The following is a 25,060-nucleotide window of genomic DNA, read 5'->3' as shown; positions in this document are numbered from 1 at the left end:
CGCAGCGGCCCGGCCCGTGATCACCACGCTGCGATCGCGGGCATACGGGACGGTCGCGGCATGGCTGGCCGGGGTTGCCGTCGCAGTCGTGGCCTGGGGCGACGTGGCCTACCTGCTGCGCGTGGCGACCGGTCTCGAACCGAGACTCGTCACCGTTCCCGAGGTTCTCTGCGTGATGTCCGCGTGCGTCGTTCCGGCGCTGGCGTTCCCCCGTCTGCACTCGTGGGAGCAACGGTCGCAGCGGCCACTGGTGCGCTTGGTGGCCGCCGTGTCCGCGGTGGTGCCGCTCGCGATCCTGGGTTGCCTGTGCCTACTGGCCCACCGGGTGCACGACACCGTCGAGCTCGGCGTGATGCAAGGCGCCGCCGTCTCGACCGCGGTCTTCGGTGCAGCGGCGCATACCGGCGTCACCTTCTTCGGAAGGACCACGGGCAGCATCACCGCCGCGGCGACCTACTTCGCCGCCCTCTTCGCGCAAGCCCTGCAGCCCTCGTTCCCTCTGCCAGCTTCGGGTCCATCCCTAGGGGCGACCACCGTGGGAGTGGTCGCGGTCATCGCGGTCGCCGTCCTGCACTACGCGTACCTCGGCCACCGGTCCGGCGCAGGAGTAGGAGCAGGATGATCGGACGACGTCGAGCGGTCCTCGACCGTGAACGGAGCCCCTACGAGAGCGTGCGGATGAACCCGTCGACGCGCTCGCGCGTGATGACGAATCCCGGCGGCAGGTCCGCCATGTAGCCGTGGCCGCCCGGCTCGATGTCGAACGGCGGGTCGCCGCACGGCAGGTGGGGCAGCAGGGTGTCGGAGTCGAACGGCTCGTCCTCCGCGACGAGCCCGGCGGTCGTGGGATCGATGACGCGGATCTGCAGCTGCGACCCCCACACCTCCCACGTGGTGGTGCGCCCCTCGATCTGGTCGGCGCACTCGAGTCGCACGTACTCCGACCCCGGCACGACGTCGACGCAGATGAGCGCGTTGAGGTCGTCCCACTCGTTCACGTCGGACGGGAGCGCCCACGGGCGGTCGAGGCCGATCGGCGTGTAGAACCCGCGCAGCTCCGGCGCCTGGTCGGGCACCTCCAGGTCCTCGATCGCCATGAGGGCCTGCATCTGCTCGACATCGCCCGGATAGGGCTGGGCCCCTGCCACGACCGCTTCCTGGCGACAGGCGGGCCCCATCTCGACGGAGGTCGGGTCGATGGTCGGGAGCTCGGTCGGCGTCGCCGTTGCCTCCGACGACGCGTCAGGTGGCACGGAGCGAGACTCGTCCGAGGTGCTGCCGCTGCACCCGCTCGCCGCCAGCAGGACCGCGAGCCCGGCCCACCCGGCCCGTCGCGCCTCCCGCGATCGACCGCGCATCCGATCCACCTCCCCGACGAGTGTTGCCAGAAAATTGTTACCACACATATATTTGCATCGTCGTCCAGCGGGGAGGACGACCGCAGGGTTCCCATCGGGGGGAGCCTCGGGTTCCAGGGGGAGACTCATGTCAGACGTGGTTCTCGACGACGAGCGCGTGGCGCTCGTCCGCGCCGCCATCGGACGGCTCACCGAGAGGTTGGCACAGTGCGCCGACGGCATCGCCGCCGTGCCGTCCCGCAGCTTCGGCGGCTCCGCCGTCGGCATCGAGGCCGCGGCGCAACGAGCGGGCGCCCTGCGCACGCAGGAGCTGGAGCTGCGGTCGGTGGTGCAGTACCTCGACGAGGTCCTGGGCGCCTTCGATGCCGTGGCCGACGACGTTCGCACGTCCGACGAGCACGCCAGCGACCTGCTGCACGAGGTGCTGATCACCCTGAGCACCGTGGCCGACCGCGTCGGTCGGAGCGCCCGCGAGGCCTTCTGATGGGCCCGAACGAGCGCGCGCTGCTCGAGGCCCTGCAGGGCGCGGACGACACCGACCCGACCGCGGCGATCGGGGCGGGACCGTTCGCCTTCCTCGGCAGCCTCGCCGCCGTGGGCGACACCCACTGGTCCGGGGTCGGGCAGGAGGTCGCCGACACCCGCACCGAGCTGGGTCCCGTGGTCAGCGACGTGCGCGACGGCACCGTCCTCGGCGCCACCCCCGCCAGCGCGATGGTGGCCTCCATCGAGCGCGCCGCCGCGGACCTCACGGCTCGCGTCGAGGCGCTCACCACGGGCGCGGGCGCCGAGGCCACCGCAGGGTGGGCGCTGTTCGCGGCCCGGGCGGCGTACCAGTCCGAGGGCGTCCCCGCCCCCGCTCCCCGCGCGACGCCCGTCCCCGCCGGTACGCCGCCGGAGGAGCGCGTCACGACGGCACTGGCCGACAGCCAGGCACGCCAGGCCCACGAGCAGGCGCTCGCCGCGCGCGAGGCCCGGATGGGACAGATCCTCGCCACGCTGACCGCCGAGCTGGCCGCGTCGCGGGACGCGTTCGCGGCGATCAACGCGGAGTCGGCCCGGGACCGTGGAGGCGACGGAGGTACGTCGCAGCACGACGCCCGCGGCCACGGAGGCAGCACGGTGACGGCCGGCGGTGCGGGTGCGGCCGGCGGTGCGGGTGCGGTCGTCCCCGCAGGCGCTCATCTCGATGGGTCGCAGTCGCACACCGGAGATGCGGCAGCGAGCCCGCCGCACGGCCTCGTCCTGGGCAGCCCGGTGTCGGTCGACGCTGGGACGTCCGGTCCCGCGGGCGCCGGTCTCACCCTCGGCGGCGGGCTCGCGACGGGCATCGGCGCCGCTGCGGGTGCCGCGGCGCTCGGCGCCGGTGCCGTCGTCGCCGCGCGCCGGGCTCTCGGCGGCCTGACGGCGCGCGGAGCCACCGGACCGGTCGGCTCGGCGAGCTCGGCCACCCGCACCACCGCCCGGCCCACCTCTCGACCGGGCGTCCTCGGCGCGCCCGCGACGGCGACGTCCACCGCGAACCGTTCGGCCACCACTGGCGGCCGACCGGTGGGCACCGGCGGAACGCGCGGCGCTGGACCCCTCGCGGCCGGGCACTCCGCGAGCAACACCGGCGGCGGACGACGCGGCCGCCAGGCCGACCGCGACCGCACCGCACACCGCGTCCACTACCCCGGCGACGGCGAGTGGCTGGACGACCAGCCGAGCGGGCCGCCGGTCCTGCGCTGACGCCGTACGTCCACGCTCATCTCACTCTCGGGGGAAATCGACATGCTGGAGCTCGACGTCGACGCCGTCACGACGGCCGGCACGTGTGCTGCCGCCGCCGGCGAACGCCTCGCCGCCATCACCACGCCCGACGCACTCGCGGGGGTCGCCGGCGCGCTCGGCCTCGGCCAGACACCGGCGGCCGTCGCCGCGGTGACGGCGCGCTGGGAGGGATTGCGTACGGCGCTGGCGACCGGCATGACGACCTACGGCGCCGGCCTGGTGGAGGCCGCGGCGACGGTGCAGGAGACCGACCTGGTGCAGGTCGGTCGCTACGACGCGCGGACACCGCTGTGAGCGCCGTGCTGGGCTGGCGCCCTGACGTGCTGGCTGCTGCGGCCGACGCCCTGACCGCCGCGCGGACGCAGCTCGCCGCGCTCGACGGCGACGTCGAGGCGGCGCGGCCGCCGCGGACCTGGCAGGGCGCAGCGGCGGAGGCTGCGCGGGCGCAGTTCCGGGTGCTCGACGCCGACTACCTCGACCACGTCGCCGAGGTGACCGTCGTGGTCGCGGCGCTCGACGAGGCGGCCACCACGATCCAGCGCGCACTGAGGGACATCGACACCGCCCTCGCCGCCATCCGCGGCCGCGGGTGGAGCGTCGTCATCGTCGGTGACGCCGTGAACTGCACGCCACCGCCCGCGAGCGACGGCGACCTCCTCGCGCCGCTCGACCGCCCGGCGATCGTCGAGCTGACCACACAGATCACCGACGCGATCGCCGCGGCGCGGAACGCCGACGCCGCCCTGGCCGCCGCGCTCGCGTCGGTGGCCAACGGCGAGGTCGACACGACCGCCCAGTCCGCACCGCGCGCCGCGCTGCCGCCCGAGCTGCGCGCACTCAGCACCCCCGAGCTGCTGGAGCTGGCACTGGCCGACCCGGGCGCGGTCGCGCCGTACGCCGAGTTCCTCACCACCGCCCAGCGCGAGGCGATCACGGCCCGCCTGACGACGGAGAACCTGGCGGTCGCGCAGCTCGGCGTCGAGCCGGTGACGGGGGGCGACGGGGAGCGGGTCCTGCGGATCGCGGGCGCGACCGCTGCCTTCGCCGCCGATCCGGGCATCGCGGCCGGCGTGCTCGAACGGCTGGGACCGGAGGGCTTCCTCGACGCGCAGCTCACGGCCCAGCCGTGGAGCACCAGCCTCGGCGACGTCACCGCGGGCGGCCCGGTCGGCGCGCACCAGAACGCCATGCGGGCACTGCTGGCCCGCGGCGACGCGCTCGACCCCGTCTGGGCCGAGCGCCTGGTCGCGCACGCCGGGGCGACGACGTACGACGCGCCCGACGGCAGCGCCGGCGTGAACGGCCTCCAAGTGCTCGGTCCGCTGCTCGCCGGGGAGGGCCACGCGACCCACCTGCTCACCGCGGCCGGGGGCGCGATCCTCGACCACGAGCGCGCCGTGCTCGCGGCGAACGGCGGCGAGCCGCACCCGTGGTCGCCGGACGGCAGCACGTGGCGCACGGACCTCGGCGGCGAGCGCGGCACGGGCGCCGACCCGCTCGTCGGCGTGCTCGACGGGATGGCCCACACCCCGGACGCGGCGACGGCGTTCGTCCTCGACCTGGCGCCAGCGGGCGACGGGACGGACTTCGCGACGTACGACGGCTCCGAGCTCGCCTACCTCCTCAAGGACCGCGCCTGGCCCGACGAGGTCGGCGGCTCGCTCGTGGGCCACGAGGCGCTGCGCGACACGCTCGCGGCGGCGGTGACGCCCGACGCCGGGTACGCGCCCGGCCCCGGCGACGACCCCCGCTCCCCCGGCACCCGCGCCGCCGAGGCGATCGTCGGCGTCGCCGGCAGCGACGTCGACCACGCGGGGTCGCTGACGGCGCCGTTGGCGGAGGGGTACGCCGCGGTGCTGGCGACGCACGTCAACGACGTGTTCGGGGCGTACAACCCCCTGGCCGAGGCGTCACCCGCCGACGCGATCCCCGGGTGGTACGACCCGCCGTGGGGTCATGCCGACTTCGCGACGGCAGCCCTCGACAACGTGCTCCCCGCGATCGGCGGCCACCCGGAAGCCGGGGCGATGCTGGCGCAGCAGACGCGCGCGTACGCCGAGACCGGGCTGCTGACCACGCTCCGCGGCGTCGAGCAGCTTGACGCCGGCGGCTGGGAGGACCGGGTCGAGCATGCGCGCCTGACCTACGTCGAGGAGCTCGGCACCGTCCGCGGTCACCTGGCGGACGGGTACGCCGCTGCCGCAGCCGCGAACCAGGAGGCCTCCGACGCCCATGCGAACGAGCGGGGCTTCTTCGAGGCACTGGAGCACGGGACCGGCTACGCGCTCACCATCGGCGCGGGCGAGGTGGTGAACACAGCCACGGAGCGCTACGGCCTCGCGGGACCGCTGTCGGGCGTGCTCGGCGACGTCGTCAACGCGGGGGTCGATTGGTCCGTGACGGAGCTGTTCGAGGGACCTCCCTCGGTCAACACTTCCCGCGAGAGTGCCTGGCAGACCTCGCTCGACCTCGACGGCCTGCGCCTGCAGAACACGCTGGTCATCAACAACGCCGTCTACGAGAGCGTGCCGGTCGAGGACCTGCCCGACGAGCTGCGGACGGACGACGGCGGGCGGGTGCGGATGACAGAGATGACGACGCAGCAGCAGAACCTATGGGCGGCTCACGCGCTCTCGGGGACGTCGAGGTGGTCGTCGGCCGCGACCGCGCTGGCGATGGCCGAGGACCGAGGTTCTCGGACCGGCGGCGGCTCGTGAGGCGGCCCGCCCGACACACCCTGCTGACCGCTGGCGCCGTGCTGCTCGCCCTCATCGGCGTGGCCCTCGTGGTGCTGCGCACGGGTGACGACCGGGCGCCCAGCAACGCCCTCAGCGAGGCCGTCGCCGACGACCCGGTCGGAGTCTGGTGGAGCACCGAGATCGAGGGGGCCGGCGCACCCGGCAGTCCGGATCGCGTCCGCCACCTCCTCACCGAAGTCGCCTGGAACGACGGTCAGGCCGCCGCACTGGCGCGCGGTCTGGCGGAGTCGACCGCGACCCTCGCGGATGCAGCACCGGACCGGTACGGCGCGGCCCGCGACCGTGCGCGCGCCCTGCTCGTCGGCATCGGCGGCACCGACCGGGACGTGGACGTCCGGCTCCAACCTGCGGTGCTCGACTTCCTCCAGCCGTGGACCGGCGCGATGAACGAGGTGCTGACCGGCATGATCGTCCCCGCGCCGCCCAACGCCGATCCCGCCGCCACCACCGAGGCTGGTCAAGTCGCGCTCGCGCTCTGGTACGTCGGCTCCGATCCCATCGACGTCAGCGCGCCCGAGGAATGGCTCGTCGACCGCGACGTCCTGCTCGACGCGTTGGCGAACCTCGGCGACGACGCCGACGCCGTCGCCGAGTTCGTCCGCGCCTGGGCCGCGTGGACGGCGCCGCTGGCCAGCGCCGAACTGGCGGCGGGTACTCGTGCCGAGATGGTCGGCCTGGAATGGTTCGCGCCGATCGCGGACGCCGTCGTCTCCTTCAGCTCCGAACGCTGCGTCGACGAACCCGCGTGCCTCTCGGAACAAATCGCCACCCTCGTGGGGCCCTCCGCGCTTCGCGCCGCGTACGACGCGGTGCAGCCATCGCTGTTGCCTGAGCGCGTCGTCGTGGGCGGCGAACGGGTCGTCTGGAACAAGCTCGACCAGAACCAGCGGGCAGCGCTCGCGACGTGGTGGAGCTCGGACGCCTACCCGGGGCCGCGGGAGTTCTGCCCGGGCTTCGTCGACAGCCGGGGTGCGTGCCCCGCTCCCGAGGTCGACGTGAGGGGGTGGCGATGATGGGTCGGTCCCGTCGGGCGGTGCCACCCCGGGGCAAGCGCGTAGCGTCGGGCGGCTGCGCTGCGGTGGTAGATGCCGACACTGGTCATGCGGCAGGAGGCTAGGTGGTCGACATCGTGGACCACATCCGTACGCGAAGCCGCACTTGCCTCGTCGCCGTAGCGGTACTCAGTCACCTTTTGGTCTCTTGGGAGCAGCCGCTCGCTGCAGCGGTATGAACCTCAGACATGCTCATCGGTGGATGTGGATTCGCGGGCCGCCATGAGCGGGCTTGGGTCGGCTGAGTCGGAGTCCACGTGGCAGCGCGGTCCGGGTCCAACTATGTAGGCGATCGGTTCGCGGCGGCGGTGTCACCGAGCCCATGCTTGAGCGACGGAAGACTCCAGCTGCTCGGGGCTCGCGGCAAGCTGGAGGTCCCAGACCTGGGTGCGGAGTTCCTCGGCCTGGTCCGGGGCTACATCGTCGAGCACCTCGGGATCGATCCCACGTGCTGCGAGCTGTGCAGGGTCCTCGGTGGCGACGTCTAGGTTGAAGGAGTTGCCGGCGGCGAGCTTCCAGCTTCCCTGAGCGACGATCACCCACTGGTCGGTCGACTTGCCGGGCTCGAGATGGAAGGGCTCGGTGTAGATCACGTACTCGGCACCATCTCGAAGGGGCCGGGCGAGGGATTCCATCGGTGCGGAGGCAGTGCCGACCTGCCAGATCTCGAGAGTTTTTCCGGTCAGGTCTTGTCCGCCGATCGTCTCAAGTACCCGGGCTCGCGACAGCGTGTGCGGGACGTCGAGATAGTCGTACTCAGCCGCCGATTCCACTTCGACACGGACGGCGCTCTGCGCCGCATCGGCGAGTGACTCATGGTTCAGGATCGTCTGCGTGCTGGCGCCCTCGACGATGGACTCGTCCGTCGAAGTGGGCTGGTTCCTGATGAAGTCTGCGCCGTCGATGAGATCGGGGCTCGCGCTTTCTTCGGTTGCACATCCGCTGACGAGCAGCAGGACGGATGCTGCTCCGCAGGCCAACGCCGAGCCTGTGTTGCGAGGTGCGAGTCTCATATCGACCTTTCTCGGCGATCGGTAGGTGCTAGTAGAGCGCGTTGACGCCGTTGCGGTCGTCAGTTCGGGTCGCGTAGATGTTGCAGGCGTGCTGGAGGTCGCCAAACGAGTTCATGAGCTTGTAGCTGCTGCAGGCCGACCCGGAGTCGTTGTGTGCGAGACCCAGCGCATGCCCAACTTCGTGCGCGGCGGTGCCTCGCTTGTTCTGGGTCGTCTTCCCGCCAAGCAGCGTGTTGTTCAGCTGAGCGTGTTGATAGGTCCAGAGGCCCCGACTACACCCTCCTGACGAGATCCGGCCGTACCAGCCAGTGTTGCCGTAGTTCGACACTGTGATCTGCAGGTTCGGGGTGCCCGACGTTCCCGTGAAGTTGACGTCGGTGTTCCCGGACCAGTCGTAGACCGCCTCGGTGATGGCTGTGGGGTACCCGGTCCCCACGTTCACGGCCATTCGGAAGGTCAGGTTCTTGGTCGTGTACTTGCACCCGAGGAGGTTGTACGCCTCCGCGCGCTGCGGTGCCACGGCGACAATCAGGGCAGCAAGGAGCAGGAGGAGGGCCAGCTTCGCTAGTAGCGGCGTGTGCGCGCTACCGCTTGCAGATGCTGCCATTGACTATCCCCCCACTAGAGCGACTTGTTAGGCCGCAACCTACATATGGGGAGACCCGCTGTCGGCGTTCCGACGAGAACTTGACGTGGCCATCCGATGGCCCGCTGGTGGGTCTCGCCTACCTACCCCGCAATTCCGAAAGCGCGGACCGACGCATCCGGATTGGATTGGATTGCAAGTCCGGTCCAAGCGGCCAGACGAATACGCGCTGTCGCATGCGCCAGCTTTGAGCCAGGCGGAACCGAAGCTTGGCACTGCGTCCCGCCGGGCTGGGCTACCCGTGGGAGGCGTACGCAGTCGCTCGCGGCGCACCGTGTCGTAGGAAACTCCCTAGTTGCGACGGTGGGTCCGCGTGGCCCATCTGGGCTAACGACCCAGTCGGCGCTGTCCGCAACCTCTCGCGGTGTGTGCGATGAGCCGTCATCGGTGTTCAGTCGTCGTCAATGCGCATCTGTATACCGCGGCTCGCGGCGCCGCGAATCGCTCTGAGATCACAGGCGAGCGAGCAGCTCTGCCTTCTTTGCGGAGAACTCGACCTGGCTGAGCACACCCGCCTGGTGCAGGTCCCCCAGACGTGCAATGGCGTCGATGATCGAGGCGTGATCGCTCACCAGAGGAGCGGCCGTCGCCGATGCCACCGGCTGGGCGACATCACGGCCCGGCATGGTCGACCGCACAGGAGCCGCCCCCGGCTGCATCGACGCCCGCACCACCCGAACGAACTGCTGCATTGCGGCCGCGTCGTTGATCCACTTCATCGTCACCTTGTTGCCAGACGCGAAGAACGAGATGGAGTGGCCCATCATTCCTTTGGACTGCTCGAACGAGGACACATTGCCGAAGGGGAACGACTCGAGGTCGTATCCGCCGAGCTTCTTCGCGTAGAAGACGATGCGGCTGTCCGTCGCCATCAGAACGCCCGTCCGGACACTGTCCGAGCCGAGAATCTTGACTTCGTAGGTCCCCTGGACGGCTGCTGCCACCTGCTCACCGGGGTTCAGGTGGGCCTTGGCTTGTTCCAGCAGCTTGTCGATCTTCGCCATGTGGTGACGGTAGCGCCGACTCGACACGAAAGTCGCTGGATCAGCACGTCCCAACCTGCGAGTGAGGTCAGCGCTGACGCTGGACCCGACTACGGTGCCTCCGTCTCCGACCCATCCCCCGACGTCGCATCGCCACCGGGCTGGTCCTCCAACGGCACCACATCCGTCGGCCCGGTCGGCGCGGTCGGCTCGATCGGCTGCTCGACGTCCTCCGCGGCGTACTCCAGCGGCACGTACTCCCCCACGTCGAACCGCCCGTTGGGCTGCAGGATCACCCACTGCATCCCGACCGGCCGGCCGTCGCGGTACGTGATGAGCGTCGTCTCCGCCTGACGCCGCGGCTTGCTCCCGACGGCGATGGCATACGCGGCGCCACCGGTCGTGCCCGCCGTGAACGTGTACCCGATCTCCCCGTTCTCGCCCTCGACCGGCGTCGGCCCGGAGCGCACGTGGATGTGGCCGCCGATGACCAGGTCCACACACCCCGCCGACAGGGCGTCGCGGCCCAGCGAGGCGTCGTGCACGAGCAGCGTGTTGATCCGCTCGTCCGACGCGCAGGCGTCCTCGGTGATCCGGTCACGCACCTCGTCGAAGGTCAGGCCCGGCTCGTCGCGCCAGTTGCCCAGTCCCGAGGAGCGCGGGTCGTCGATGCCCATGAGCGTCGAGCCGTCGGGGCCGTCGACCACCGAACCGTCGAGACGGGTCCACCCCAGGTCACCCAGGTAGTCCCCCACGAAGTCGCCGTGGTCGTGGTTGCCGATGACCGACCAGCGGTCGTAGTCGGAGAACGCCCGCTGCACCGAGTCGAGCGAGAACGCCTCCCACGGCTGGCCGGTCGACGTGTCGTCGCCACCGTCGAACACCGCAGTCGCGCCGGCCGCGTCACCGATCGCGCGGGCGACCGGGTCCATGCCGATGTTGTCGTGGCGGTCGGTCACGAACACGACGACCGTCTCGTCGTCCTCCGGCTGCCGCAGCTCGAGGTCGTCCACCTTGTCGACGGCCGCGGAGTAGAACGTCAGCGACGTGTCGTAGGTCGACACCGCGCTCTCGATGAGGCGCCGCGACTGGGTCGTCGTCACGTCGGAGCGCAGCTCCAGCGACGCTGCCTCCTCGGGCAGCGGCACCTCGGGGCCGAGGAAGTCGGCCAGCGTGATCCAGGTGTCGTCGGCGTCCTGCGCCTCCCCCGTCGTCACGTCGTCGCCGTCCCACGGCTGCCAGACGAGGGCCGCGGCGACGACCAGCGCCGTACCCGACGCCAGGCCGCGACGGCTCACCACCCCGCGCACCAGCTCGCGACGCCGCCGCGCGCCGAGCAGCAGCCAGAGAGCGACCGGCACGGCGCCCGCGACCGCCCCGCGCAACGCCGCGGAGACCGCCATGTCGGTGACGAGGTCCGTCACCTTCGCGATCTGGGCGTCGGGCTGCGAGGCGATGAACGCATACCGCGACACGAGCTCCTCGGTCGTCGCCGCCTCCGTCTTGCCGAGGCGCACGTCCACCCCGACGGGGCTGTCGATCGGCACCCGCACGTCGGGCAGGATCGCGCCCGGCTCGACGACGGCGTACTGCGAGAGCGTCGGCCGCACCACCGCGTCGTGACCGGCGATCACCGTCTCCCGGCTGCTGCCGAGGAAGAGCATCATCCCGACGACGCCGGCGATGACCACCCAGGCGGCCAGCAGTCCGACGACGGTGACGGCCCGCGCCGTACGGCGGCGGAGCCGCCCCTCCGAAGGAGAAGACTCAGGAGCAGCCGAAGCCTCGGTCACGAGCCGGCGAGCCTCGCCTGCGCGACGGCGTAGAGCGCCACGGACGCCGCGACGCCCGCATTGAGCGACTCGACGTCGTTGGCCATGGGGATCGAGACGAGCTGGTCGCAGTGCTCGCGCACGAGCCGCGACAGACCGGCGCCCTCGGAGCCCACGACCACGACGAGCGGGCCGTCGGACAGGTCCAGCGCCGGCAGTTCCACGTCGCCCTCGGCCGCGAGGCCGACGATCATGAGCCCGGCGTCGGCGTAGGCCTTCAGCTGCCGGTTGAGGTTCACCGTCTGCGCCACCGGGATGCGGGCGGCCGCACCGGCCGACGTCTTCCACGCCGACGCGGTCATGCCCGCCGCGCGCCGCTCCGGCACGACGACGCCATGGGCGCCGAACGCCGCGGCCGACCGTACGACGGCACCCAGGTTGCGCGGGTCCGTCACCGAGTCGAGGGCGACGATGAGCGCGGGCTCGCCGAGCTCGTCCGCGCGGTCGAGGAGGTCGTCGGGGTGGGCGTACTCGTAGGCCGGGATCCGCGCCGCCAGGCCCTGGTGCACCGCACCGTCGGTGAGGCGGTCGAGCTCGCCGCGGGCAACCTCCAGCAGCGGGATGGTGCGCTCGGCGGCCTCAGCGAACGCCTCGCGGAGACGCCCGTCGCGCTCGGCGCCCTCCGCGACGTACAACGCGTTGACCGGCACCCCGGCCCGCAGCGCGTCGACGACGGAGTTGCGCCCGGCGATCCACTCGGCGTCGCCGCTGCCGCGCTTGCGCTGCGCGCGCGGGGACGACGAGCGCTTCGCGGCGAGGCGCTCCTTGGCCTTCTTCGCCTTGTGGGTCTTGTGGTATTCGCGGTCCTCGGCACGCGGCGTCGGCCCCTTGCCCTCGAGACCACGCCGCACGCGCCCGCCGGAGCCCGCGGTGGGGTTGCCCTTCGAGCTCTTGCGGACCGATCCGCGTCGCTGGGAGTTGCCGGCCATGTCCTACTCGTCTCCTCTAATTCGGTGCGCGCTGGGTGCGCGTCACGCGATCGTCCAGGTCGCCCCGTCGGGCGTGTCGGTGACCTCGATGCCGGCCGCCTTGATGCGGTCGCGGATCGCGTCCGCGGCCGCGAAGTCCTTCGCCGCCCGCGCCGCCGCCCGCTCCTCGAGCAGGCCCGCGACGAGCACGTCCACGGCCGCGGTCAGGCCCGCGTCGCCCGACGGCTTCGGCCACGCCTCGTCGGCGGGGTCGAGGCCGAGCACCGCCAGCATGGCGCGGACCGCCACACCGTGGACCCGGGCCGCGGCAGCGTCGCCGGCAGCCAGTGCCTTGTTGCCCTCGCGCACCGCGTCGTGCAGCACGCCGACCGCCGTCGACGTGCCGAGGTCGTCGTCCATCGCCGCCACGAACGCGTCGGGCAGCACGTCGAGCAGCGAGGCCGGCAGGTCGAGCGAGCCCGTCGCCGCCGCCCGCTCGAGGAAGTGCTCGACCCGGGCGAACCCGGCCGCCGCCTCCGCGAGCGCCTCGAAGCTGAACTCCACGTGGGAGCGGTAGTGCGCCGCCACCAGGTAGTAGCGCAGGTCGATGCCGCGGAACTCCTCGAGGATCGCCGGGATCGACAGCGTGTTGCCGAGCGACTTGCTCATCTTCTCGCCGGCGGTGGTGATCCACGCGTTGTGCATCCAGTACGACGCGAAGTCACGCCCCGCGGCACGCGACTGGGCCTGCTCGTTCTCGTGGTGGGGGAAGCGCAGGTCGAAGCCGCCGCCGTGGATGTCGAAGGCGTCGCCCAGGTACTTCCCCGCCATCGCCGAGCACTCGATGTGCCACCCCGGACGGCCACGGCCCCACGGCGAGGGCCACGACGCGGTCAGCGGCTCCCCCGGCTTGTGGCCCTTCCAGAGGGCGAAGTCGCGCGGGTCGCGCTTGCCGCGCGGATCGGCGTCGGCCGCCGCCTCCATGTCGTCGATGCCCTGCCGCGTCAGCTCGCCGTAGGCGGGCCACGACCGCACGTCGAAGTAGACGTCGCCGGAGCCGTCCTCCGCGGCGTACGCGTGCCCGCGCCCGATGAGGTCCTCGATCAGCTCGAGCATCTCCGGCACGTGGCCCGTCGCCGCCGGCTCGTAGGTGGGCGGCTCGACGTTGAGCGACGCGTACGCCGCCGTGAGCTGCCGGTGCATGAGCTGGGCGTGGGCATACCAGGGGCGTCCCGCGGCCGCCGCCTTCGCCAGGATCTTGTCGTCGATGTCGGTGACGTTGCGGATGAAGGAGACCGCGAAGCCGCGCACCTCCAGCCAGCGCCGCAGCACGTCGAAGTTCACGCCCGAGCGCACGTGACCGACGTGGGGCTCCGACTGCACCGTCAGACCACACACGTAGACGCTGACCTCGCCGGCACGGAGCGGTCGGAAGTCACGGACCTCGCGGGTCGCGGTGTCGAAGAGCCTGAGCGTCACCCGCACGAGTCTAGAGGCGCGCAGGCGGCACCTGCGCATCCCGGACGACCGCCGCGCTCGGCGGATATCGCCCGGCTCGGCCCGCGCCTACGGTTCCGGCTCAACCCGGGCCGCACGAGGCGGTCCGACCCGAGCGAAGGAGAGGCCGCATGCCCGTCTCCACGGACCTCACCGGTCGCACCGCCGTCGTCACCGGCGGCGCCACCCTCATCGGCCGCGGCGTCGTCGCCGCGCTGGCCGAGGCGGGCGCGAACGTGGTCGTCGCCGACATCGACGAGACCGGTGGTCAGGCGGTCGCCGACGACCTCGCCGCAGCGCTCCCCACCGGCAGCGGCGCGGTCACCTTCACCCGCACGGACGTCACCGACGACGCCGCGCTCACCGCGCTGGTCGAGGGCACCGTCGCCGCGCACGGCGGCATCGACATCGTCGTCAACCTCGCCGCGACGTACCTGGACGAGGGGTTCGCGACCCCCCGCGCCGACTGGCTGACCGCGCTCGACGTCAACCTCGTCAGCATGGTCGCGCTCGTGCAGGCGGCCCACGGCGCACTGAAGGACAGCGAGCACGCCGCCATCGTCAACTTCACCTCGATCTCGTCGTCGGTCGCGCAGACGGGACGCTGGGTCTACCCCGCCAGCAAGGCCGCCATCGCCCAGCTCACGCGCTCGATGGCCATGGACCTCGCCGCGGACGGCATCCGCGTCAACTCCGTCAGCCCCGGGTGGACCTGGTCCGCGATCATGGACGGCCTCTCCGGCGGCGACCGCGCGAAGACCGACCGCGTCGCCGCGCCGTTCCACCTGACCGGCCGCGTCGGCGACCCCCGCGAGATCGGCGCCGTCGTCGCCTTCCTCGTCTCCGACGCCGCCTCCGTCGTCACCGGTGCCGACTGGGCCGCCGACGGCGGCTACTCCGCCATGGGACCCGAACAGGCCGTCCCCGCCATCCCCCTGCTCGCCGAGTGAGTGAGGACTCCCACCATGACCAGCTCCCCCACCCCCAGCCCCACGACGAAGAAGATCGGCATCGTCGGCGCCGGCTTCGCCGGGCTCTCCTCGGCCCGCGTGCTCAGCGCCCTGGGCCACGACGTCACCGTCTGGGAGAAGACCCCCGACGTCGGCGGCGTCTGGAGCGCCACGCGCCGCTACCCCGGCCTCAAGACCCAGAACAACAAGGGCACCTACGCGCTCTCCGAGCTGCCCATGCCGAAGGACTACCCCGAGTGGCCCTCCGGCGCGCAGGTGCAGGCCTACCTCGAGCAGTACGTCGCGAAGTTCGGCCTCGAGCCGCACCTGCGGCTGGCCACGGAGGTCGTCGCCGCCGAGCCCACCCCGGGCGGCGGCTGGGACGTCACGACGGCCAACGCTGACGGGACGCTGACGACGCACGTCGACCACCTCGTGCTCGCCAGCGGCATCTTCTCCCGGCCCTTCGTGCCGCCGTGGGAGGGCCGCGACGTCTTCGAGAAGGTCGGCGGCGAGGTGCTCCCCGCGGGCGACCTCCACAGCCTCGACCAGGTGGCCGGCAAGGACGCGATCATCGTCGGCTACGGAAAGTCGGCCTGCGACATCACCGTCGAGGTGGCGACCGTCGCCGCGTCGACCACCGTCGTGGCCCGCGAGCTGCTGTGGAAGCTGCCGCGCAAGCTCCAGGGCGTGCTCAACTACAAGTTCCTCATGCTGACCCGCATGGGCGAGGGGCTGTTCCGCTACCGCTCCGTCAACGGCATGGAGAAGGTGCTCCACGCCCGGAACTCGATGCTGGCGAACCAGATGGTCGGCAGCGTCGGCGGCGTCTCCACCCGGCAGCTGAAGCTGGCGAAGCTCGGCCTCATCCCCCAGGGCACGTTCGCCGACATCGCCCGCTCCACCGTCTCGCTCGCCACCGAGGGCTTCTTCGAGGGCGTCGCCGACGGCCGCATCACCGTGCACCGCGACATCGTCATCAGCCGCCTCGGCGAGCGCGACGGCAAGCCGATCGCCGAGCTGGCCAACGGCACCGTCATCCCCGCCGACGTCGTGCTCGCCGCGACCGGCTGGACCCAGGAGATCCCGTTCCTGCCCGACGACGTCGTCGCGCGCTTCACGACCGACCGGGGTGACTACCTGCTGCACCGCCAGATCCACCCGATCGGCGTCGAGGACCTCAGCTTCGCGGGCTACAACTCGTCGTTCTTCTCGCCGCTCTCCGCCGAGGTGTCGGCGCTGTGGATCGGGTCCTACCTCGGCGGCGGCCACACGCTGCCCGACGAGGACACGATGCGCGCCGAGGCGGAGGAGATCCTCGACTGGATGCGCGAGCGCACCCGCGGCCAGCACGCCCGGGGCACCAACATCATCCCGTTCTCCGTGCACAACATCGACGAGACGCTCGACGACCTCGGGCTCAACGTCGGCACGGCCACCAAGGCCAAGCAGTGGCTGCTGCCGCTCGACCCGAGCGACTACGCGGGCGTGCTCGGCAAGCTGCGCGCCAGACTGGCCCGATGAGCACCTACGACGCCATCGTCATCGGGGCCGGCATCAACGGTCTCGTCGCCGCCGCGGCGCTCGCGGGCGCGGGCTGGGGGGGCGCGCTCGGCGCCGCGCGCCCCCGGCTCGGCGGGTTCATCGCCTCCGACGAGCTCACCGAGCCCGGCCACGTCCACGACACCTTCAGCTCCTGGCACCCGCTCTTCGTCACCAGCGGCGCCTACGGCGTGCTCGGCGACGACCTGCACCGCCACGGGCTGCGCTACCGCAACACCGACGGCGCCGTCACCGCCTCGGTCTCCGAGCGCGGTGCGGTCGTCGCCGACCGGGACCCCGCCACGACGGCGGCCGGGTTCGCCGACGGGGGCGACGCCGCGGCGTACGCCGCCATGCTCGGCCAGCTCGAGAGCTGGGCGCCGCACGTCTTCGGTGCCCTGGGCTCCGAGCTGCGGCCGCAGGACCTCGTCGGCCTCGGCGCCCGCGCGGCCCGCGGACTCGGCGTCGACGGGCTGCGCGAGCTCGTGCGGGTCAGCGCCCAGAGCGGACGCGGGCTCGTGCGCGAGCGGTTCGTCGGCCACGAGGTCGACCAGCTGTGGACGCCGTGGCTGCTCCACGCCGGGCTCGGTCCCGACCACGCCACGGGCGGGCTGATGCTGCCGGTCATGGCGTTCTCCATGCACGCCGCCGGGCTCCCCGTGGTCGAGGGCGGCGCCGGCCGCTTCGTCGACGCGTTCGCCGCCCTCCTCGCCGAGCGCGGCGTCGACGTGCACCTCGGCTCCCCCGTGACGCGTATCGAGGTCGCCGAGGGGCGGGCACGCGCCGTACGGCTCGGCGGAGCGGCCGACCGCCAGCGCCTCGTCGCGCGCCGCGCGGTGCTGGCGTCGACGTCGACGGGGCGGTTGTACGGCGAGCTGCTCGCCTCCGACGCCCCCGAGGCCGGTCGGCAGGCGGCCGCGCGGCACCGGCCGGGACGCGCCGCGATGCAGGTGCACCTCGCGCTCGACGCCCCGCTGCGCTGGTCGGACGACCGGCTCGACGCCGTGCCGCTCGTGCACGTCAGCGACGGCGCCGCCTCCACGGGTGTCGCCTGTGCGCAGGCCGAGGCGGGGCTGCTGCCCGCCGCGCCCACGGTGGTCGTCGGCCAGCAGTCCGTGCTCGACCCGTCGCGGGCGCCCGAGGGGGCCGCGACGCTGTGGCTGCAGCTGCAGGAGGTGCCGTGGGCGCCGACCGGCGACGCGGGCGGCTCCATCGCCACGGCCTCCGGCTGGGACGGCTCCGTGACCGAGGCCTACCTCGAGCGGGTGCTCGACCGCATCGAGGAGCACGCCCCGGGGCTGCGGTCCTCGATCGTCGGCGTGCACGCGCTGCCGCCCACCCGGCTGCAGCGGGAGAACGCCAACGCCGTGGAGGGCGACCCCTACGGCGGCGCGGCCGAGCTCGACCAGTCGCTCCTCTGGCGCCCGGGCACCTCGACCGGGCACCGTACGGGCGTGGACGGCCTGTTCCACGTCGGCGCGTTCACCCACCCCGGACCCGGGCTCGGTGCCGGCTCCGGACACCTCGTGGCGCAGCAGCTCCTCGCCCCGCCGCCGGTACGCCGCCTGCTCGGGCGCTGGACCGGGCGGGGCACCGGGCGCTGACGCCGCCCCCTGACGACGGGCACCGCCGCTGACGACCCAGCGGCGGTGCCCGTCTCGCGTCGGGGGTGACGGATCAACCCACCTCGGGCCGCAGGCCCTTCTTCGCCAGGCGGGGCATGACCTCCTGCGCGAAGTACTCCAGCTCGCCCACGTAGTCGACGAACGACATCGTGATGCCGCCGAACCCGGCCCGGGCGAACCGCTCGATCTCGTCGGCCACGTCGTCGGGCGAGCCGATCAACGGGCACGTGCCGTGGCCGGCGGCGAAGCGGCCGCGGAAGCCGGCCAGCATCTCCGGGCTGAAGGACTGGGCGTGGAGGCCCTGCAGCTGCATGAGGTTGTCGACCGCGTCCCAGTCGGCGTTCTCGACGGCGTAGTAGTGCAGGTAGTCCTCCGCCTCCGCGCGCGTGGGGCGACACACGACGTGGGTCGGGGTGAGCACCCCTGCGGACCGCCCCTGCGCCGCGGACTGGGCGGAGAGCTCCCGGACCACGTCGGCCCCGTCCTCCGGCCCGCCCACGATGGTGAACACGAAGTCGGCGTTGCGCGCGGCGTACGCCTTGCCCTGCGGGCTGGAACCCGCGTTGAGGATCGGGATGCGCCCGGCGGCGGGCTTCGGCATCGCCTCGACGCCCTGCAGGTCCCAGAACCGGCCCGGCAGATCGAAGCGGCCCTCGCGCTGCCACAGCGTGGTGACGACGTCGACCCACTCCTGGGCGAGGGCGTAGCGGGAGTCGTGGTCCTGGGGCAGGTCGACGCCCATGGCCTGGTACTCGGGCTGGTTCCACCCCGCGACCACGTTCAGGCCCACCCGGCCGGGGCCGACCTGGTCCACGGTCGCCAGCTGCTTGGCCGTCACGACCGGGTGGTTGAACGCGGTGTGCACCGTCGCGAACGCCGTGAGGCGCTCGGTGGCCGCGACGATCGCCGTCGCCCACGGCACCGGCTCGAGGACGCCCTCGTGGAAGTTGGTGACGCCGCCGTAGCCGATCCAGCGGGCGATCGGCAGCATGAAGTCGATGCCGACCCGGTCGGCGAGACGGGCCAGGCGCAGGTTGTCCTCCCAGGAGGCCGACCAGCGCTCGGGGATGGTGGTGACGGCCAGGCCGCCCGTGCAGTTGGAGGAGAACAGGCCGAGGCGGAAGTGGTCGGCCTCGAGGACGGGGATGGACACGGGGATCTCTCTTTCGGTGGGGTGAGGAGTGTCAGCGGCGCAGCAGCAGCGGTGTGCCGGGACCGGCCGTGAGGGTCACGACCTCGCCGATCAGGTAGGTGTGGTCGCCCGCGGGCAACCGGTGGCGCACGCGGCACTCGAACCGCACCGCGACGTCGTCGTCCAGCACCGGCATGCCGTCGAGGCCGGGCGACCACCGGGTGCCGGCGAAGCGGTCGTCCCGGCGCGCGGCGAACTGCGCCACCAGGTGCGTCTGGTGCTCGGCGAGGACGTGGACGACGTAGCCGTCCGCGGCCATCCACTCGTCGAGCTGGCTCGAGCCGTGGTCGAGGCACCAGCCCACCAGCGGGGGGTCGGTCGAGGTCGAGTGGAAGCTGTTGACGGTCTTCGCGATCGGTCGGCCCGCCCCGGTCGCGGTGACGACCGCGACGCCGCTGGGCCAGCGGGCGAGCTGGGCGCGGAGGTCAGGAGCGGCCACCTGGGGGGCGCAGGGGGTGTCGGGCATGGCGGCGATGGTGCGCCGCGCCGGGGCGGACCGCTATCCGCGGAGAGCCGTCGCTGTCCAGCAAACGATCGGTCCGATCCCGTGAAGTTATTCCGTTCTCGTGACGGTCGTTGCACAATGAGACAGGTCGAGCGCGCGATGCGACCGGACAAGGAGCACCTCGTGGCACGCGTCGCTGCCCCGCTCGCCTCCCACCGTGTGCTGAGCACGACCAGCATCGACGCCGCCCGCGTCTCGGTCGCCGCCTCCCTGGCTCCCCACCGGCTGACACCGCTCCGCCGCGACGACGACTTCCGGGCGCGCCACCACGCCGTGGACCTCGGCGACCTCAGCCTGCACTTCATCGACTACGGCTGCGAGGTGGAGGTCGGCGTCGACGGCCTCGACTTCCAGCTCGTGCAGATCCCGCTCGCCGGGCGCGCCCGGATCCGGGCCGGCGGGGACACGGTCGAGGTCGGACCGGGGACGGCCGCCCTGACCCCGCTCGGTCGCGCGCTGCAGATGCGCTACTCCTGCGGCAACCCGCGCGTGATGGTGCGGATCGCCGGCGGGCTGCTGCGCGAGCGGACCGACCTGGCCCGGGCGACCGGCGTCCTGCCCGCCGCTCCGGGGGTGCAGTCGCTCGACCTGACCCGGGGCGCGGCCCGCACCTGGCGGGGCGTCGTCGACCTCGTGCTGGCCGACCTCGACCGACCGGACGGCCTCGCGTCGGTGCCGAGCGCCGCGGCCGCGCTCCAGACCGCCCTCGTCGACGGGCTCGTCGCCGCCGTCGCGCCCCGCTGCGAGGCGCCGGTCGCCACCCCGCAGGAGCGCGTCGTGCTGCGGGCGGCCCGCCTGATCGAGGAGCACTGCGCGGAGCCCCTCGGCACTCCGGACGTCGCGGAGGCCGTCCACCTCAGCGTCCGGGCCCTGCAGGCGGGGTTCCGGGCCCACCTCGACACCACGCCCACGGCGTACCTGCGGCGGGTGCGGCTCGAGCGTGTGCGCGCGTCCCTGCTCGACGGCTCCGCCTCCAGCGTCACCGAGGCCGCCCTGCGCTGGGGCGCGGGGCACCTGGGCCGGTTGTCGGGCGACTACCGCGCCGCGTTCGGTGAGACGCCCAGCGAGACCCTGCGCCGCCGCTGAGGTCCGGCGGGCGGCCGGGGCCGGCCACCGGGCCGACCACCGACGCGCAATCAGGATGACGACCGCGCATCCGGGATAGAGGTCGGAGCGCAGCGGCCCTAGCCTCACCTCCACGGCAGGCGCGGCCTGCCCGTGCGACCGGACCCGACCCGAAGGGCTTCCTCATGACCGCCATCGACACCCTGCTCAGCTCCCTCGCCACCGGCGAGGCCCGCATCGTCGACCTCACCGCGCCGCTGTCGCCGAGCACGCCGGTGCTGCAGCTGCCGCCGCCGTTCGCGAACACCATCCCGCTGTCGCTGGAGAAGGTGAGCGACTTCGACGACGACGGGCCGTTCTGGGGCTGGAACAACATCCACACCGGCGAGCACACCGGCACCCACCTCGACGCCCCCGTGCACTGGGCGTCGGGCCGCGAGGGCCACTCCGTCGACACCATCCCGCCGGCGCGCCTCGTCGGCCCGGCCGTCGTCATCGACTTCTCCGCCGAGGTCGCGGCCGACCCCGACTTCCTGCTGGAGCCCGAGCACCTGGAGAAGCACGTCGCCGACAACGGCCCCTTCCCCGAGGGCGCCTGGCTGGTCTTCCGCACCGGCTGGAGCGCCCGCGGCGGCGACCCGGAGGCCTTCGCCAACGCCGACGAGAACGGCCCCCACACCCCGGGCGTCTCCCCCGCCGGCGCGCAGTGGCTCGCCGCCTCGCCGATCTCGGGCTTCGCGGTCGAGACCGTCGGCATCGACGCCGGCCAGGCCGGCGGCATGGAGCCGGCGTTCCCCGTGCACTACTTCCTGCTCGGCGCCGACAAGTACGGCCTCACCCAGCTCCAGAACGTCGACCAGCTCCCCGCCACCGGCGCGATGGTCGTCGTCTCCCCGCTGCCGATCGTGGGCGGCACCGGCTCGCCGGCGCGCGTCTTCGCGATCGTCCCCGCCTGATCCCGCACCGAAAGGCTCTCCCGTGACCCGCACCGTCGCCGACCTCGTCGGCTCCACCCTCGCCGAGCTGGGCGTCGGCCACGCGTTCGGCGTGGTCGGCAGCGGCAACTTCGCCGTCACCAACGCGCTCCGGGCCGCGGGGGTCCCCTTCACCGCGGCCCGCCACGAGGGCGGCGCGGCCTCGATGGCCGACGGCTACGGGCGCCTCGGAGAGCTGCCCCCGGTGCTCACCCTCCACCAGGGCTGCGGGCTCACCAACGCCGTCACGGGCATCGGGGAGGCGGCCAAGAGCCGCACCCCGATGCTCGTGCTGGCCGCCGACACCGCCGGCGCGACCGTCAACTCCAACTTCCGCATCGACCAGGACGCCCTCGTGGCCAGCGTCGGCGCCGTCCCCGAGCGCGTGCACTCCGCCGCCTCGGCCGTCGCCGACGTCGTGCGCGCCTACCGCACCGCCGTGCACGGCCGCCGCACCGTCGTGCTCAACCTGCCCCTCGACGTCCAGGGAGCCCCGGCTCCCGACGACGCGCGTACGCCGGAGCTCACCGCCCCGCTGCCCGTGCGGCCCGCGCGGCGCGCGGTCGAGGACCTGGCCGCCCTCATCGAGGCCGCCGAGCGCCCCGTGTTCGTCGCCGGGCGCGGCGGCCGGACGGCCGGACCCGAGATCTCCGCGCTCGCCGCGGCATCGGGCGCGCTGCTGGCGACGTCCGCCGTGGCGAACGGCCTGTTCCGCGGCGAGGAGTTCGACCTCGGCATCTCCGGCGGGTTCTCCGCGCCGCTGACCGCCGAGCTCATCGCCGGCGCCGACCTCGTCGTCGGCTGGGGCTGCGCCCTCAACATGTGGACGATGCGGCACGGCTCGCTCATCGGACCGTCGGCCCGCGTGGTCCAGGTCGACGACGACCTCGCCGCCCTCGGCGCCCACCGGCCCGTCGACCTCGGCGTGCACGGCGACTGCGCCGCCACCGCCGCGGACGTGCTCGACGCGCTCGGCACGAAGGCCACCGGCTACCGCACCGCCGAGGTCGCCGCCCGCCTCGCCGAGGCGCGCTGGTGGAACGACACGCCCACCCCCGACGTCTCCACCGACGAGCAGATCGACCCGCGGGCCTTCAGCCGCGGCCTCGACGCGCTCCTGCCGGCCGAGCGCGTCGTCGCGATCGACTCCGGCAACTTCATGGGCTACCCCTCGACGTACCTCCGCGTCCCCGACGAGAACGGCTTCTGCTTCACCCAGGCCTTCCAGTCCATCGGGCTCGGCCTCGCCAGCGGCATCGGCGCGGCGCTCGCGCAGCCGCACCGGCTCGCGGTCGTCGGCACCGGCGACGGCGGCTTCTGGATGGGCATCAGCGAGCTCGAGACGATCGTGCGGCTGGGGATCCCGATGCTGGTGGCGGTCTACGACGACGCGGCCTACGGCGCCGAGGTCCACCACTTCGGCGACGGCTCCCACGGCACGCCCGACCTCGGCACCGTCACCTTCCCGGACGCGGACATCGCGGCGGTCGCGCGAGGGTACGGCGCCCGTGGCGTCACCGTGCGCACCGAGGCCGACCTGGCGGAGGTCGCGGCCTGGGCGGCTGATCCCCGCGGCGTGATGGTCGTCGACGCGAAGATCGCGAGCGACGGCGGCGCGTGGTGGCTGCAGGAGGCGTTCAAGGGGCACTGAGCCCGGCCCCTCCCCCTCCCCCCTCGCCCGGGTCGTGGTGCGAGCCCGCGGGTTTCCGCAGGCCTGGCACCACGACCGGTGGGGGGGCGCGGCGAAGAAAACGCGGACGGGCCCGAGGTGGGCGAGCAAAGTGCGCGGGGCCCGAGGACCGCCGAAAGAAAACGCGGACGGTTCCGGGCCGGGCGTCGGCGTGTCGCAGGCCCGGGTCCGCGTTTTCTTTCGCGGGTTCGGGAGCCGGTCCGCGTTTTCTTTCGCGGGTTCGGGAGCCGGTCCGCGTTTTCTTTCCCCGAGGCCCACGGCCGCCCCGAGGCCGACGGCCGCCCCGCGCCCCGCGCCCCGCGCGGATGTATCACGCTTCTTCGACGGCCGTAATGCGCACGCAATACTGCTCGGTTATGATCGGGGTCACACTCGTGCTCGAGGAGCGTGACCATGACCGTGCAGATGCTGTCCCGCCACACCCGGCTGGCGACCTCCGACCTCGACCAGGCACGCGCCGAGGTCGGGCGGTCGTTCTGCCCGCACGACCTGTCGCTGACCGAACGCGGCGGGCGCCTCTCGATGGTCCACAACGCTGCGGACGTCGGCGGGATCAGCGTGCACTACCTGCGCTACGGCGACGAGGTGCGCATCACGCCGGGTCGGTTCGGGGACTTCTACCTCATGCAGGTGCCCCTCAAGGGCCAGGCGCGGGTCAAGGTGGGCGACCGGGTGGTGGCGTCGAACCGCGGGTACGCCTCCCTGCCCTCCCCCTCCCTGCCCGTCGACATGATCTGGTCCGCGGGCTGCGAGCAGTTGCTCGTCCACCTCCCGCGCCGCGCGGTGGAGGAGGCGGCCGGCGGCACGGGCGACGTCGTCTTCGACCCGCTCGTCGACCTCGGGTCCCCGGCCATCCGCAGCTGGCTGCGGCTCGTGCACCTCGCCTGCGACGAGGCCGAGCTGGGCCGCGGCGTGCTCAGCAGCCCCCTGGCCGCGAGCCACTTCGAGCAGGTCATCGTGTCGGGCCTGCTCGCCGCGCAGCCGAACAGCTCGACGCTGACGCCGGCCCCGGCCGCCAGCGCGCCCGTCTCCCGCACCGTCCGGGCGGCCATGGTGCTCATCGAGGAGTGCCCCGAGCGTCCGTGGCGCGTCGCCGACCTGGCCGGCGAGGTCGGCGTCAGCCCCCGCACCCTGCAGGAGGCGTTCCAGCGCGAGCGGGGTACGACGCCGCTGGAGGAGCTCCGCCGCACACGCCTCGCCCGCGCCCACGCCGACCTGCTCGAGGGCTCGCCCGAGACCACGACCGTCACCGAGGTCGCGGCTCGGTGGGGCTTCTTCCACCTCGGGCGGTTCTCGCAGACGTACCGCGCGGCCCACGGCCAGGCGCCGTCGACGACGCTGGCGTCCTGAGGGAGCGAGGCGAGCTCGCGAACTGGGACGCTGGTGCGACCTGGACCCGGTCGAGCACGTCCCAGCCGCACATTTCCGTGGGCCGGGGTACGCCGCGCGACCAGCCCCTCGGACCGACCGGACTGGCTGCGGCGTCGCGCCACGAACGCGCACCCGGCCGGGCCGCGAACTGGGACGTCGGTGCACCTCCGACCGGGTCGGACACGTCCCAACCGAACATTTCGGGCTCTTGTGACTGATCCGTGGGTTATCGGCGGCCGGGGAGGGTGGGGCGGTGTCCTGCGAGGTTGAGCATGGCGAGGGCGATGAGTGCGTGGGGTGAGCGGAAGCCGAAGGCGGTTCTGGT

General features: G+C 73.0%; 22 protein-coding genes. 13 read left to right on the top strand and 9 right to left on the bottom strand.

Annotated elements, in window-relative coordinates:
- Positions 1-16: 16 nt before the first annotated feature.
- Entirely contained in the window at positions 17-622 is a 606-nt protein-coding gene (locus G3T38_RS14440; RefSeq protein ID WP_163773031.1) for a hypothetical protein, read from the top strand.
- A 40-nt stretch (positions 623-662) separates the two neighbouring features.
- Here G3T38_RS14440 and G3T38_RS14435 read toward each other — a convergent pair whose 3' ends face one another.
- Positions 663-1,358 (bottom strand): hypothetical protein, encoded by a 696-nt coding sequence (locus G3T38_RS14435; RefSeq protein ID WP_163773030.1) that lies wholly within the window; start codon positions 1,356-1,358, stop codon positions 663-665.
- 127 nt (positions 1,359-1,485) lie between these two features.
- Here G3T38_RS14435 and G3T38_RS14430 point away from each other — a divergent pair, with 127 nt between their 5' ends.
- The 5 genes from G3T38_RS14430 to G3T38_RS14410 are packed head-to-tail and all read left to right on the top strand — an operon-like array spanning position 1,486 to position 6,903.
- Complete coding sequence (locus G3T38_RS14430) at positions 1,486-1,842, top strand: hypothetical protein (protein ID WP_163773029.1); 357 nt, start codon at positions 1,486-1,488, stop codon at positions 1,840-1,842.
- Entirely contained in the window at positions 1,842-3,089 is a 1,248-nt protein-coding gene (locus G3T38_RS14425) for a hypothetical protein (RefSeq protein WP_163773028.1), read from the top strand. Before G3T38_RS14430 ends, G3T38_RS14425 begins: the two co-directional genes overlap by 1 nt.
- A gap of 42 nt (positions 3,090-3,131) precedes the next feature.
- The gene (locus tag G3T38_RS14420) at positions 3,132-3,425 is read left to right on the top strand and encodes a hypothetical protein (RefSeq protein ID WP_163773027.1); all 294 of its coding nucleotides are present in this window, start codon (positions 3,132-3,134) and stop codon (positions 3,423-3,425) included.
- Complete coding sequence (locus tag G3T38_RS14415; protein WP_163773026.1) at positions 3,422-5,848, top strand: hypothetical protein; 2,427 nt, start codon at positions 3,422-3,424, stop codon at positions 5,846-5,848. Before G3T38_RS14420 ends, G3T38_RS14415 begins: the two co-directional genes overlap by 4 nt.
- On the top strand, positions 5,845-6,903 hold the full coding sequence (locus G3T38_RS14410) for a hypothetical protein (protein ID WP_163773025.1): 1,059 nt from the start codon (positions 5,845-5,847) through the stop codon (positions 6,901-6,903). Before G3T38_RS14415 ends, G3T38_RS14410 begins: the two co-directional genes overlap by 4 nt.
- Before the next feature lie 350 nt (positions 6,904-7,253).
- On the opposite strand, the gene G3T38_RS14405 is transcribed toward G3T38_RS14410, so the two are convergent.
- The 6 genes from G3T38_RS14405 to cysS all read right to left on the bottom strand — a co-directional run bounded on the left by G3T38_RS14405 (position 7,254) and on the right by cysS (position 13,803).
- A complete protein-coding gene (locus tag G3T38_RS14405) occupies positions 7,254-7,955 on the bottom strand; it encodes a hypothetical protein (protein ID WP_163773024.1) in 702 nt (233 codons plus the stop codon).
- 28 nt (positions 7,956-7,983) lie between these two features.
- Complete coding sequence (locus tag G3T38_RS14400) at positions 7,984-8,562, bottom strand: matrixin family metalloprotease (RefSeq protein WP_163773023.1); 579 nt, start codon at positions 8,560-8,562, stop codon at positions 7,984-7,986.
- Positions 8,563-9,053: 491 nt separating this feature from the next.
- Positions 9,054-9,605, bottom strand: coding sequence for a PH domain-containing protein (locus G3T38_RS14395; protein ID WP_163773022.1), 552 nt, complete (start codon positions 9,603-9,605; stop codon positions 9,054-9,056).
- A gap of 89 nt (positions 9,606-9,694) precedes the next feature.
- Entirely contained in the window at positions 9,695-11,377 is a 1,683-nt protein-coding gene (locus tag G3T38_RS14390) for a metallophosphoesterase (RefSeq protein ID WP_194247580.1), read from the bottom strand.
- Positions 11,374-12,345, bottom strand: a complete 972-nt coding sequence (gene rlmB, locus G3T38_RS14385) for a 23S rRNA (guanosine(2251)-2'-O)-methyltransferase RlmB (RefSeq protein ID WP_163773021.1) — start codon at positions 12,343-12,345, stop codon at positions 11,374-11,376. Before rlmB ends, G3T38_RS14390 begins: the two co-directional genes overlap by 4 nt.
- Before the next feature lie 42 nt (positions 12,346-12,387).
- Positions 12,388-13,803 carry a cysteine--tRNA ligase gene (gene cysS, locus G3T38_RS14380; protein ID WP_163773020.1) on the bottom strand — a complete coding sequence of 472 codons (1,416 nt, stop codon included), beginning with the start codon at positions 13,801-13,803 and terminating at the stop codon, positions 12,388-12,390.
- A gap of 149 nt (positions 13,804-13,952) precedes the next feature.
- On the opposite strand from cysS, the gene G3T38_RS14375 reads away from it, so the two are divergent.
- The 3 genes from G3T38_RS14375 to G3T38_RS14365 are packed head-to-tail and all read left to right on the top strand — an operon-like array spanning position 13,953 to position 17,917.
- Positions 13,953-14,771 carry an SDR family oxidoreductase gene (locus G3T38_RS14375; protein ID WP_163773019.1) on the top strand — a complete coding sequence of 273 codons (819 nt, stop codon included), beginning with the start codon at positions 13,953-13,955 and terminating at the stop codon, positions 14,769-14,771.
- Between the two features lie 15 nt (positions 14,772-14,786).
- Complete coding sequence (locus G3T38_RS14370) at positions 14,787-16,295, top strand: flavin-containing monooxygenase (protein ID WP_163773018.1); 1,509 nt, start codon at positions 14,787-14,789, stop codon at positions 16,293-16,295.
- Positions 16,292-17,917 carry a phytoene desaturase family protein gene (locus G3T38_RS14365; protein WP_163773017.1) on the top strand — a complete coding sequence of 542 codons (1,626 nt, stop codon included), beginning with the start codon at positions 16,292-16,294 and terminating at the stop codon, positions 17,915-17,917. Before G3T38_RS14370 ends, G3T38_RS14365 begins: the two co-directional genes overlap by 4 nt.
- A gap of 73 nt (positions 17,918-17,990) precedes the next feature.
- Here G3T38_RS14365 and G3T38_RS14360 read toward each other — a convergent pair whose 3' ends face one another.
- Both G3T38_RS14360 and G3T38_RS14355 read right to left on the bottom strand, forming a co-directional pair.
- Positions 17,991-19,091, bottom strand: a complete 1,101-nt coding sequence (locus tag G3T38_RS14360; RefSeq protein ID WP_163773016.1) for an LLM class flavin-dependent oxidoreductase — start codon at positions 19,089-19,091, stop codon at positions 17,991-17,993.
- Between the two features lie 31 nt (positions 19,092-19,122).
- On the bottom strand, positions 19,123-19,596 hold the full coding sequence (locus G3T38_RS14355) for a flavin reductase family protein (protein ID WP_163773015.1): 474 nt from the start codon (positions 19,594-19,596) through the stop codon (positions 19,123-19,125).
- A gap of 162 nt (positions 19,597-19,758) precedes the next feature.
- On the opposite strand from G3T38_RS14355, the gene G3T38_RS14350 reads away from it, so the two are divergent.
- From G3T38_RS14350 to G3T38_RS14335, 4 genes are all read left to right on the top strand, one after another.
- Positions 19,759-20,721 (top strand): AraC-like ligand-binding domain-containing protein, encoded by a 963-nt coding sequence (locus tag G3T38_RS14350; RefSeq protein ID WP_163773014.1) that lies wholly within the window; start codon positions 19,759-19,761, stop codon positions 20,719-20,721.
- 164 nt (positions 20,722-20,885) lie between these two features.
- Complete coding sequence (locus G3T38_RS14345) at positions 20,886-21,656, top strand: cyclase family protein (protein ID WP_163773013.1); 771 nt, start codon at positions 20,886-20,888, stop codon at positions 21,654-21,656.
- Between the two features lie 22 nt (positions 21,657-21,678).
- Positions 21,679-23,325, top strand: coding sequence for a thiamine pyrophosphate-dependent enzyme (locus G3T38_RS14340; RefSeq protein ID WP_163773012.1), 1,647 nt, complete (start codon positions 21,679-21,681; stop codon positions 23,323-23,325).
- Between the two features lie 432 nt (positions 23,326-23,757).
- Positions 23,758-24,714, top strand: coding sequence for an AraC family transcriptional regulator (locus G3T38_RS14335; RefSeq protein ID WP_163773011.1), 957 nt, complete (start codon positions 23,758-23,760; stop codon positions 24,712-24,714).
- The last annotated feature ends 346 nt before the right edge of the window (positions 24,715-25,060 follow it).

Origin of the sequence: Nocardioides zeae (genome assembly GCF_010686755.1) — a bacterium.
GTDB classification, from domain to species: domain Bacteria; phylum Actinomycetota; class Actinomycetes; order Propionibacteriales; family Nocardioidaceae; genus Nocardioides; species Nocardioides zeae.
The sequence above is the reverse complement of the archived record's forward strand: the minus strand, read 5'-3'. Positions and strand labels throughout refer to the sequence as shown.

Coding starts and splice junctions, on each gene's coding strand:
- G3T38_RS14435 (WP_163773030.1), bottom strand. CDS start 1,358: ATGCGCGGTCGATCGCGGGAGGCGCGACGGGCCGGGTGGGCCGGGCTC.
- G3T38_RS14430 (WP_163773029.1), top strand. CDS start 1,486: ATGTCAGACGTGGTTCTCGACGACGAGCGCGTGGCGCTCGTCCGCGCC.
- G3T38_RS14425 (WP_163773028.1), top strand. CDS start 1,842: ATGGGCCCGAACGAGCGCGCGCTGCTCGAGGCCCTGCAGGGCGCGGAC.
- G3T38_RS14420 (WP_163773027.1), top strand. CDS start 3,132: ATGCTGGAGCTCGACGTCGACGCCGTCACGACGGCCGGCACGTGTGCT.
- G3T38_RS14405 (WP_163773024.1), bottom strand. CDS start 7,955: ATGAGACTCGCACCTCGCAACACAGGCTCGGCGTTGGCCTGCGGAGCA.
- G3T38_RS14400 (WP_163773023.1), bottom strand. CDS start 8,562: ATGGCAGCATCTGCAAGCGGTAGCGCGCACACGCCGCTACTAGCGAAG.
- G3T38_RS14395 (WP_163773022.1), bottom strand. CDS start 9,605: ATGGCGAAGATCGACAAGCTGCTGGAACAAGCCAAGGCCCACCTGAAC.
- rlmB (WP_163773021.1), bottom strand. CDS start 12,345: ATGGCCGGCAACTCCCAGCGACGCGGATCGGTCCGCAAGAGCTCGAAG.
- G3T38_RS14375 (WP_163773019.1), top strand. CDS start 13,953: ATGCCCGTCTCCACGGACCTCACCGGTCGCACCGCCGTCGTCACCGGC.
- G3T38_RS14370 (WP_163773018.1), top strand. CDS start 14,787: ATGACCAGCTCCCCCACCCCCAGCCCCACGACGAAGAAGATCGGCATC.
- G3T38_RS14365 (WP_163773017.1), top strand. CDS start 16,292: ATGAGCACCTACGACGCCATCGTCATCGGGGCCGGCATCAACGGTCTC.
- G3T38_RS14355 (WP_163773015.1), bottom strand. CDS start 19,596: ATGCCCGACACCCCCTGCGCCCCCCAGGTGGCCGCTCCTGACCTCCGC.
- G3T38_RS14345 (WP_163773013.1), top strand. CDS start 20,886: ATGACCGCCATCGACACCCTGCTCAGCTCCCTCGCCACCGGCGAGGCC.
- G3T38_RS14335 (WP_163773011.1), top strand. CDS start 23,758: ATGACCGTGCAGATGCTGTCCCGCCACACCCGGCTGGCGACCTCCGAC.